Genomic DNA, 10,029 nt, shown 5'->3' with positions numbered 1-10,029 from the left:
CCGTCTCTTGTACAGCTATTCTTTTTTGCACAACGCCGGGAACTTGTCGGGATCTGCCACTTACTCATGATAGAGCCCGGCGATTTCGATCGACCTGCGACCCTGAATTTACCTTGAGAGCCCTCTTATGTCCTCCACCCCGTCCACCATCCTGGTAGTAGAAGACGATGACATCGTGCGCATGCTGATCGTCGATGTACTGGAGGAACTGGACTACAAGGTCCTTGAGGCCGATGGCAGCAAAAAGGCGCTGGAGTTTCTAAACGATGAGGACCAGCACATCGATTTGATGATGACCGATGTGGGTTTGCCGGATATGGATGGCAGAGAACTGGCGAAACAGGCGCGGATGCTGCGTCATGAATTGCCGATCCTGTTCGCCAGCGGTTATGCCGAGAGCATCGAGCTCCCTGCGGGCATGCAAGTGATCGGCAAGCCGTTTTCGATTGATAAGTTGCGCGACAAGGTCAAAGGCATGCTTGCTTAATCATTCATTACATTTTCTTAGGCGCACTTTTTCCAAAAAATGGTTTGCCGTATCAACGGCAAACCTTAGCTGCCTATAAATGATCCTGCTGCACTTGAGCAATCAATGCGCCTTCCCTGTTTATTGAAACAATCCATCACACTAACAACCTTGCTACCGGACCTGTGCGGATAAACCTGAGCACGTTTTCCATAGCCTTAGCCTGCCCACCACCGGTTGCACAGGCCGCCCTGGATGGCAGAACATTCCATCGACGTCGTGATCCCTTGCGGCCAGATATGGTTAAATCCCGCGCCTCTCGCGTCACTCAGCCCTCATCCCGAGTCAAGGAAATACCGTTCATGAATCAGCCCCGCGCAACCAAAGTCCTCGTCATTGGTTACGTCTGGCCCGAGCCCCGCTCTTCGGCCGCCAGTGGGCATGTGATGCAGATTCTGGATACGTTTCTGAAACAAGGCTGGGATATTACCTTCAGCAGTCCGGCCGGTACCGGTGAACATCGCGCGGATCTGACGGCGCTAGGCATTCGCGAAGTCCCGATCGAATTGAACAACAGCAGTTTCGACGACTTCGTCAGCCAACTGGCCCCGGATATCGTGCTGTTTGATCAATTCATGATGGAAGAGCAATTCGGCTGGCGTGTCGAGAAACACTGCCCCGCCGCCTTGCGAGTGCTTGAAACTTCGGATCTGCAAAGCCTGCGGCACGCCCGACATCAGCGTCTCAAGGATCGCTTGAAGACCAGCGACGATAACAATGATTTCACTGACCTGTTCGCACCGGCATTGCGCGAAGAGTTTGACTTGATGGCCGATACCGATCTGGCCAAACGGGAAATGGCCGCGCTGTATCGTTGCGATTTGAACCTGATGATCTCTGAAGTGGAAATCGAGTTGCTGGTCGAGCAGTTCAAGATGCCGCGCAATTTGCTGCACTGGTGCCCGTTGATGGTCGAACCGCCGAGCGTGCCGGCGGCTGCCTTTGAAGATCGGGTGCACTTTCTCAGCATCGGTAACTTTCGACATGCGCCGAACTGGGATGCGGTGCTCTGGATGAAAACGGCGATCTGGCCGTTGATCCGCGAACAACTACCCGGCGCCCAACTGCACATCTATGGCGCTTACACGCCGCCCAAGGCCACTGCGCTGCATAACGCGGCCCAAGGGTTCCATGTCATGAACTGGGCGGAAGACGCCTTGCAAGTGATGTCGGCGGCGCGCGTGTGCCTGGCACCGCTGCGTTTCGGCGCGGGCATCAAGGGCAAGATCATCGACGCCATGCTGTGTGGCACGCCTACAGTCACAACGCCTATCGGCGCAGAAGCAATGCACGGCCAGCATCCCTGGCCTGGCGCCGTGGCCCGGACGGCACGGGAGTTCGCCGATGATGCGGTGCGGTTGTACAAGGATGAAGCACTCTGGACGGACGCCCAATCCAGAGGGCAGGTGTTGCTGGCCAATCGTTATAGACAAGCCGAACATGGCCCGGCACTTATCGAAAAATTAATAGACTGCCAACAACGTCTCGCCCAACTTAGAACGGATAACTTTACCGGCAGCATGTTGCGTCATCACCACCATAAAAGTACGCAGTATATGGCGCAATGGATTGAAGCAAAAAACCGCACTCACTAACTATCGACACTATCGCTACACACTTTGCATCGTCACGCTTATTGACCCCTTTCACACCCCATCTTATAAATAACTCGCCGGATTAGATTCAGACAAACTTATCCGGCGGCATTTATCTAACTTACCACTTGATGCAAGGATGCATTAAATGACTACCATTGTTCAAAACAACCTGACACTTAACAACTGGATGGCCAGCACGCCGGCCATTGACACGTTGTCACTCTGCGAATTGACCCTGCCGGGCACCCATAACGCTGGCAGCGACTGGAAAGCCTCTTGGCCGCTTATTCCAGGCGCCCACTGGCTGGCTTGTCAGCACCAATCGTTTTACTCGCAACTGTGCAAAGGCTCTCGAGCGTTGGATATCAGACTCGTATTTGACGCCAAGGAACCGGGGCTTGGAAAATTCCGAATGCATCACAACGGCTACCGCAACAATCGTACCTTGGGGAACTTGTTTACCGACCTGAGGCAGTTTCTTGACGAGAACCCCGATGAATTCATTGTCCTGGACTTCCACGAACTAAAAGGGGATGCGTTTGATTACACTTTCTTCAACAACATGATGATCCATCTTATGGGGCACCAGATAATTCCCACTCGAAACCGTTCTCTGAGCCTGCAACAACTCAAGCAAATCAGTTCTGAGCAAAGGCTTCTGGTCGCAGCCCCTGGGCATTGGCAGCTTGATCGAAACGTGTTCCTTGAACAGATTGAACACCAATGGTCTGGCAGCGGCATCACAAGCGCCGCCGATCTGGAGAAGCACATTACGAGCGTCCTGACCTACCCGCCAGGCACATGGGCACCATGGTCGCTCTCGGCAGCGAGTTACAGCGCCCTCGGTGGCCCCGTGGATATTCATGATGAACTCAATGCCTGGTTCGACCCGGAAAAAAGTGATTGGGCGGCAAAGTGCAACATCATCAATGTTGACTTCATTGAAGAGTCGCAAATTGTTTCCTATTGCCGAACCGCAAACGTATATAAAGCCGCCAAACGAGCCAACTAATCGGCGTGCCATTAAACGGCTATCTATGTGTAACTGTTTCCATGACTGGAAATCCTCTTACTCACTTCTATGCTGGGTCATGAAAGCCTTTCTGCGCAGGGCGATCAACACAGGTGTGGCGTGCAGCCAACTCTGATACATGAATTTCGTCGCCCCACGGAGGGGGCGCGTCAACGACAAGGAACTGTCATGACCCAAAACACAGCGGGCACGTTAGACAAACAAAAGTGGATGAGTAACGTCCTGGATATCCATCGATTAAAATTGACCGATATCGTCTGGCCGGGCGCCCATAACGCCGGCATGGATAAACAGGCACCCAATTATGATGTGGTTATCGGCAACTGGACGACGTGTCAAAACGGTTCATTTGCCTGGCAACTGTCCAACGGTGCCCGGGCCTTTGATATCCGCCTGGGTTACACCGAGGGCGCGGACCAGTCGATTTTCTATTTTCACCACAACGGATACCAGTCCCATCGGGTCCTCGATGAACTGATGACAGACGTGTCAGCGTTCCTTGACCGCAATCCCGATGAGTTCATCGTGCTGGATTTCCACCAACTCGCGGATGGGTCCAAACCCTTTGATTATCAGAAACTCAACGATCTTCTGGTGAGTCGACTCGGGCAGCGAGTGATCCCCCCCGGCGACGCCGAAAAAACCATCGGCGAACTGAAGCGGATCAGTTCCCGCCGCCGGGTGGTGTTGGCGGCGCATGGACGGCGGGAACTGGATGAGGATTACTTCTGGCCGCGCATCCCGCACAAGTGGATAAACAAACGGTTTACCGATACCGAGGATCTGCAAAACCATGTTTCCAGCGCACTCGAAGACGCGCCGTACGAAACGTTTCTATGGTCGTTATCAGCCACCAGCTACGCGTTTCTGGGAGGGCCTCAGGACATCAAAACCCAGATCAATGACTGGTTCAATCCCACCCGGGACTGGGTCACGCGCTGCAGCATCATCAATACCGACTTTTTCGACGAATCAGAGATCGTTCGTTATTGCTGGACGGCCAACAGCATGAAAGCGGTTTACGGCCATGCGTTGCATGAGCGGACACCGGGCTGACACACGGAACGTTGCACACTGGCATTAGGGGCCTGGAAAGAGGCATGATCAGGGCGCAATGATAATAAAAAGCGCCCTGACATGACCCGAACCGCAAGAGTCACCGATCCTTCCTACGAACTGATGGACGACCACAACGGGTTGTCGATCATCTATCGCCAGCATGGATTTCCCTGCCCGTTGGTGCGGTGGCATTTCCACAAGGAATACGAGCTGCACCTGATCGTCGCCAGTTCCGGCAAGGTGTTCATCGGCGATTACATTGGCAACTTCTACCCGGAAACCCTGTTCTTGACCGGCCCGAATCTGCCTCACAACTGGATCAGCCAGGTGGCCGAAGACGAGGTAGTGCCCAAGCGCGACATGCTGGTCAACTTCACGGATGAATTGTTCGAGAGCGGTCATCAGGTATTCGCAGAACTGAAGACCCTTGCGCCACTGCTGGAGCGCGCGCAGTACGGCATCGAATTTCGTTGCAAGCGCACCATCCGCCAGGCCATGACGTTGATGCAACGCATCGCTGACACTAAAGGCGTCACCCGGCTCGGGCACTTTTTCATACTGCTGGAGCTGCTCGCGGCTTCTGACGATTTTCAGTTGCTGTCGGGTGCCACCACGCCGCAACTGGCGGATGAACACAATATCGATCGCACCAACCGGGCGGTGGATTACATTTTTGCGCATTACGCCCGGGACCTGCCGCTCGAGGAAGTCGCCGAGCATTTAGGCATGAAGCCAACGTATTTCAGTCGGGTGTTCAAGCAAGCCACCGGGCGCTGCTTCATCGAGTTCGTCAATCGCCTGCGCATCAGCAAATCCTGCGAGTTGCTGGCCGATGGCGACAAACCGGTGACCGATGTGTGTTTCGAATCGGGTTTCAACAATATTTCCAACTTCAATCGGCGGTTCCAACAGCTCAAGGGCATGACGCCCTCGCATTACCGGCGGCTGGCGGTACAGCGGCTGACCGAACAGAATCTGGCCTGAACGTCTTGGTCACAGGTCGTTCTGGGCCATACGCCATACCTGTAGGAGCGCGAGGCTTGCCCGCGAAGGAGCCAGAAAACCTGTACAAAATCGATGACTGTTCACCTCTGTGAAGCCTGTCCTTGTATCTCCCCCCATTAATCCCAGTGCAAAAAAGTATCGATTCAAGTGCGACGGATGATTTGTCACATCCTCAATTGAAGGCTGTAATCAGTGCACATTCTTCCTGCCCTCGGAAGACACAAAAACAATAACTGTCCTTCTGTCCCCCATCGGGTGCAGAAAAGGAGTGCACGATGCAACCTTCTGTAAAAGCTCTGCTTGCCCTCACCTGCATGACCCTCAGCAGCGTCAGTCTTGGCGCTCAGACGCTGACCATCGCCACCGTCAACAACAGCGACATGATCCGCATGCAAAAGCTCTCGAAAACCTTCGAGGCCGAGCATCCGGACATCAAGCTCAATTGGGTGGTGCTGGAAGAAAACGTCCTGCGCCAACGCCTGACCACTGACATCGCCACCCAGGGCGGGCAGTTCGACGTGCTGACCATTGGCATGTACGAAGCCGCACTCTGGGGCGCCAAGGGCTGGCTGGAGCCGATGAAGGATCTGCCGGCCACCTACGCCCTCGACGATGTGTTCCCTTCGGTGCGTGAAGGCCTTTCGGTCAAGGGCTCGCTCTACGCCCTGCCGTTTTACGCGGAAAGCTCCATCACCTATTACCGCACCGACCTGTTCAAGGACGCCGGGCTGACCATGCCCGAGCGCCCGACCTGGACCCAGATCGGCGAATTCGCCAGCAAGCTCACCAATAAAGACAAAGAACAGTACGGCATCTGCCTGCGTGGCAAGGCCGGTTGGGGCGAGAACATGGCGCTGATCACCACCGTCGCCAATGCCTATGGGGCACGCTGGTTTGATGAGCAGTGGAAGCCGGAATTCACTGGCCCTGAGTGGAAAAACGCCTTGAATTTCTACGTCGACACCATGAAGAAATCCGGCCCGCCGGGTGCCTCCAGTAACGGCTTCAACGAAAACCTTGCGTTGTTCAACAGCGGCAAGTGTGCGATCTGGGTGGACGCCAGCGTTGCCGGTTCCTTCGTCACCGACAAAAACCAAAGCAAGGTCAGCGAGCACGTTGGCTTTACTTATGCGCCGCATGAGACCACCGACAAAGGTTCAGCCTGGTTGTATTCCTGGGCGCTGGCGATCCCGACCAGTTCCAAGGCCAAGGACGCGGCGAAAACCTTCAGTGCCTGGGCCACCTCCAAGGAATACGGCGCATTGGTTGCCGAAAAAGACGGTATCGCCAACGTGCCGCCCGGCACTCGGGCCTCGACCTACAGCGAGGCTTACATGAGCGCCGCACCGTTTGCCAAGGTCACGCTGGAATCGCTGAAAGCGGCGGACCCGAGCAAACCGACCCTCAAACCGGTGCCTTACATCGGCATCCAGTTGGTGACTATCCCTGAATTCCAGGCGGTGGGCACCCAAGTCGGCAAGTTGTTCTCGGCGGCGCTGATTGGCCAGACCACGGTCGACCAGGCACTGACGGCGGCCCAGCAAACCACCGAACGTGAGATGAAACGCGCCGGTTATCCCAAATAACCCCTAGCCATCCAAATTGTGGCGAGGGCGCTTGCTCCCGCTGGGCTGCCTAGCGGCCCCAAATCCGGGAAACGCGATTCATCAGACAGACCGCATTTTCCGGATTTACGACTGCTTCGCAGCCGAGCGGGAGCAAGCTCCCTCGCCACAGGGTCTCGCCGCATTTCGAGCAAGTGATCGCCATGAATATTTCAACTGCCAAAGCTCACATGGACATCCCCCAACCGGTGCGTAAAAGCCGATTGGCCAATCCCGGCTGGTTTCTGGTCAGCCCCTCGGTGGCGTTGTTGCTGCTGTGGATGATCGTGCCGCTGGGCATGACCGTTTACTTTTCAATGATCCGCTACAACCTTCTCTATCCCGGCGAAAACGAATTCGTCGGGCTGGAGAACTTCACCTACTTCCTGACTGACTCCGGGTTCATGCCCGGCGCCACCAACACCCTGTTGCTGGTCGGCAGCGTGCTGCTAATCAGCGTGGTACTGGGTGTGCTGATCAGTGCCTTGCTGGAGGCCAGCGAATTCCTCGGTCGCGGCATCGTGCGGGTGATGCTGATCTCGCCGTTTTTCATCATGCCCACCGTCGGCGCACTGATCTGGAAGAACCTGATTTTCCATCCGGTGTCGGGGATTCTCGCCTACGTCTGGAAGCTGTTCGGCGCACAGCCGGTGGACTGGCTGGCGCACTACCCGCTGCTGTCGATCATCATAATCGTGTCCTGGCAATGGCTGCCCTTCGCGATCCTGATCCTGATGACCGCTATGCAATCCCTCGACCAGGAACAGAAAGAAGCCGCACGCCTCGACGGGGCCGGGCCGATCGCGATTTTCTGGCACCTGACCCTGCCGCACCTGGCACGGCCGATTGCGGTGGTGGTGATGATCGAAACCATCTTCCTGCTCTCGGTGTTCGCCGAAATCTTCACCACCACCAACGGCGGTCCCGGCTATGCCTCGACCAACCTTGCGTACCTGATCTACAACCAGGCGCTGGTGCAGTTCGACGTCGGCATGGCGTCCGCCGGCGGGTTGATCGCGGTGGTGATTGCCAACATCGCGGCCATCGTGCTGGTGCGCATGATCGGCAAAAACCTGACAGACAAAGCCTGAGGCCTGCGCCATGACTCTTCAACAATCCCGCCGCCTGCAAAGCCTGCTGCTCGGCACTCTGGCCTGGGCCATCGCGATCCTGATCTTCTTCCCGATTTTCTGGATGGTGTTGACCAGTTTCAAAACCGAAATCGACGCGTTCGCCACGCCGCCGCAGTTCATCTTCACGCCGACGCTGGAGAACTACCTGCACATCAACGAGCGCAGCGATTACTTCAGCTTCGCCTGGAACTCGGTGGTGATTTCGTTCAGCGCTACGGCTCTGTGCCTGCTGATCGCGGTGCCGGCGGCCTACTCCATGGCGTTCTACGAAACCCAGCGCACCAAGGGCACGCTGCTGTGGATGCTCTCCACCAAGATGCTGCCGCCGGTGGGCGTGCTGATGCCGATCTACCTGTTGGCCAAGAGCTTCGGCCTGCTCGATACGCGCATCGCGCTGATTGTGATCTACACGCTGATCAACCTGCCGATCGTGGTCTGGATGATTTACACCTACTTCAAGGACATCCCCAAAGACATCCTCGAAGCCGCGCGCCTCGACGGTGCCACGCTTTGGCAGGAAATGGTCCGGGTGCTGCTGCCGATCGCCAAGGGAGGCCTGGCCTCCACCGTGCTGCTGTCGCTGATCCTGTGCTGGAACGAAGCGTTCTGGTCGCTGAACCTGACCTCGTCGAAAGCCGCGCCACTGACCGCGTTGATCGCTTCGTACTCCAGCCCCGAAGGCTTGTTCTGGGCCAAGTTGTCGGCGGTGTCGACCCTAGCCTGTGCGCCGATCCTGATTTTTGGCTGGATCAGCCAGAAACAATTGGTCCGCGGCCTGTCGTTTGGCGCTGTGAAATGACCTGCCGACATGCAAATCCCTGTGGGAGCGAACCTGCTCGCGATGAGGGAGTGTCATGCAGCATTAATGCATCTGACTTACCGCAATCGCGAGCAGGCTCGCTCCCACAGAAAAGCCCGCCCGGCTCAACTGAATAACAACACGTGGAGGCCCATCATCATGGCCAACCTGAAAATCAAGAATCTGCAAAAAGGCTTCGAAGGCTTTTCCATCATCAAAGGCATCGACCTGGAAGTGAACGACAAGGAGTTCGTGGTCTTCGTCGGCCCGTCGGGCTGCGGCAAATCCACCCTGCTGCGCCTGATCGCCGGCTTGGAAGAAGTCAGCGGCGGCACCATTGAACTCGACGGTCGCGACATCACCGAAGTCAGCCCGGCCAAACGCGACCTGGCGATGGTGTTCCAGACCTACGCCCTGTACCCGCACATGACCGTAAAAAAGAACATGTCGTTTGCCCTTGATCTGGCCGGCGTACCAAAGGCTGAAGTCGAGAAGAAAGTCGGTGAAGCGGCGCGCATCCTCGAACTGGGGCCAATGCTTGAGCGCAAGCCCAAGCAACTCTCCGGCGGCCAGCGTCAACGTGTCGCAATCGGCCGCGCCATCGTGCGCAACCCGAAAATCTTCCTGTTCGACGAACCGCTGTCCAACCTCGACGCCGCGCTTCGCGTGCAGATGCGCCTGGAACTGTTGCGCCTGCACAAAGACCTGCAAGCGACGATGATCTACGTGACCCACGATCAGGTCGAAGCGATGACCATGGCCGACAAAGTGGTCGTCCTCAACGGCGGCAAAATCGAGCAAGTCGGCTCGCCACTGGACTTGTACCACCAGCCAGCCAACCTGTTTGTCGCCGGGTTCCTCGGCACGCCGAAAATGGGTTTCCTCAAAGGCAAAGTCACCCGAGTCGAGAGCCAAAGCTGTGAAGTCCTGCTGGACGCCGGCACCCGCATCACCCTGCCGCTGAGCGGTGCCCAACTGAACGTCGGCGGCGCGGTGACCCTGGGCATTCGTCCGGAGCACCTCAACCTCGCGCAAACCGGCGACTGCACCTTGCAGGTCACCGCCGACGTCAGCGAACGCCTGGGCAGCGACACCTTCTGCCACGTCGTCACCGCTTCCGGCGAAGCGTTGACCATGCGCGTTCGTGGCGACCTTGCCAGCCGTTACGGCGAAGCCTTGAGCCTGCACCTGGACGCCGAACACTGCCATTTATTCGATGCCGACGGCGTGGCGCTCACCCGCCCGCTGCGTGCAGCGGCCTGATTTAGAGAG

9 protein-coding genes are annotated in these 10,029 nt (G+C 56.7%); all 9 read left to right on the top strand.

Annotation, left to right across the window (positions count from 1 at the left end; all coding sequences use genetic code 11):
• Window positions 1-127 precede the first annotated feature (127 nt).
• Window positions 128-487, top strand: coding sequence for a response regulator (locus AB4N91_RS11595; RefSeq protein ID WP_010460453.1), 360 nt, complete (start codon window positions 128-130; stop codon window positions 485-487).
• Window positions 488-828: 341 nt separating this feature from the next.
• Window positions 829-2,121: a glycosyltransferase gene (locus AB4N91_RS11590; protein ID WP_154911674.1), complete on the top strand. Its 1,293-nt coding sequence runs from the start codon at window positions 829-831 to the stop codon at window positions 2,119-2,121.
• A 148-nt stretch (window positions 2,122-2,269) separates the two neighbouring features.
• Entirely contained in the window at window positions 2,270-3,136 is an 867-nt protein-coding gene (locus AB4N91_RS11585; protein ID WP_077747838.1) for a PI-PLC domain-containing protein, read from the top strand.
• A 189-nt stretch (window positions 3,137-3,325) separates the two neighbouring features.
• A complete protein-coding gene (locus AB4N91_RS11580) occupies window positions 3,326-4,213 on the top strand; it encodes a PI-PLC domain-containing protein (RefSeq protein ID WP_010460458.1) in 888 nt (295 codons plus the stop codon).
• An 81-nt stretch (window positions 4,214-4,294) separates the two neighbouring features.
• Window positions 4,295-5,200 carry an AraC family transcriptional regulator gene (locus tag AB4N91_RS11575; RefSeq protein WP_077747836.1) on the top strand — a complete coding sequence of 302 codons (906 nt, stop codon included), beginning with the start codon at window positions 4,295-4,297 and terminating at the stop codon, window positions 5,198-5,200.
• Window positions 5,201-5,496: 296 nt separating this feature from the next.
• Entirely contained in the window at window positions 5,497-6,807 is a 1,311-nt protein-coding gene (locus AB4N91_RS11570; RefSeq protein ID WP_460112471.1) for an ABC transporter substrate-binding protein, read from the top strand.
• Window positions 6,808-6,989: 182 nt separating this feature from the next.
• Window positions 6,990-7,916, top strand: coding sequence for a carbohydrate ABC transporter permease (locus AB4N91_RS11565; protein WP_077747832.1), 927 nt, complete (start codon window positions 6,990-6,992; stop codon window positions 7,914-7,916).
• Between the two features lie 10 nt (window positions 7,917-7,926).
• Complete coding sequence (locus AB4N91_RS11560) at window positions 7,927-8,757, top strand: carbohydrate ABC transporter permease (RefSeq protein ID WP_007936731.1); 831 nt, start codon at window positions 7,927-7,929, stop codon at window positions 8,755-8,757.
• Between the two features lie 159 nt (window positions 8,758-8,916).
• The gene (locus tag AB4N91_RS11555) at window positions 8,917-10,020 is read left to right on the top strand and encodes an ABC transporter ATP-binding protein (RefSeq protein ID WP_077747830.1); all 1,104 of its coding nucleotides are present in this window, start codon (window positions 8,917-8,919) and stop codon (window positions 10,018-10,020) included.
• The last annotated feature ends 9 nt before the right edge of the window (window positions 10,021-10,029 follow it).

The organism is Pseudomonas sp. H3_D04 (assembly GCF_054669175.1).
The sequence above is the reverse complement of the archived record's forward strand: the minus strand, read 5'-3'. Positions and strand labels throughout refer to the sequence as shown.

What these genes read in the sequence shown, in the direction of transcription:
- AB4N91_RS11595 (WP_010460453.1), top strand. Translation starts at nt 128, where the DNA reads ATGTCCTCCACCCCGTCCACCATCCTGGTAGTAGAAGACGATGACATC.
- AB4N91_RS11590 (WP_154911674.1), top strand. Translation starts at nt 829, where the DNA reads ATGAATCAGCCCCGCGCAACCAAAGTCCTCGTCATTGGTTACGTCTGG.
- AB4N91_RS11585 (WP_077747838.1), top strand. Translation starts at nt 2,270, where the DNA reads ATGACTACCATTGTTCAAAACAACCTGACACTTAACAACTGGATGGCC.
- AB4N91_RS11580 (WP_010460458.1), top strand. Translation starts at nt 3,326, where the DNA reads ATGACCCAAAACACAGCGGGCACGTTAGACAAACAAAAGTGGATGAGT.
- AB4N91_RS11575 (WP_077747836.1), top strand. Translation starts at nt 4,295, where the DNA reads ATGACCCGAACCGCAAGAGTCACCGATCCTTCCTACGAACTGATGGAC.
- AB4N91_RS11570 (WP_460112471.1), top strand. Translation starts at nt 5,497, where the DNA reads ATGCAACCTTCTGTAAAAGCTCTGCTTGCCCTCACCTGCATGACCCTC.
- AB4N91_RS11565 (WP_077747832.1), top strand. Translation starts at nt 6,990, where the DNA reads ATGAATATTTCAACTGCCAAAGCTCACATGGACATCCCCCAACCGGTG.
- AB4N91_RS11560 (WP_007936731.1), top strand. Translation starts at nt 7,927, where the DNA reads ATGACTCTTCAACAATCCCGCCGCCTGCAAAGCCTGCTGCTCGGCACT.
- AB4N91_RS11555 (WP_077747830.1), top strand. Translation starts at nt 8,917, where the DNA reads ATGGCCAACCTGAAAATCAAGAATCTGCAAAAAGGCTTCGAAGGCTTT.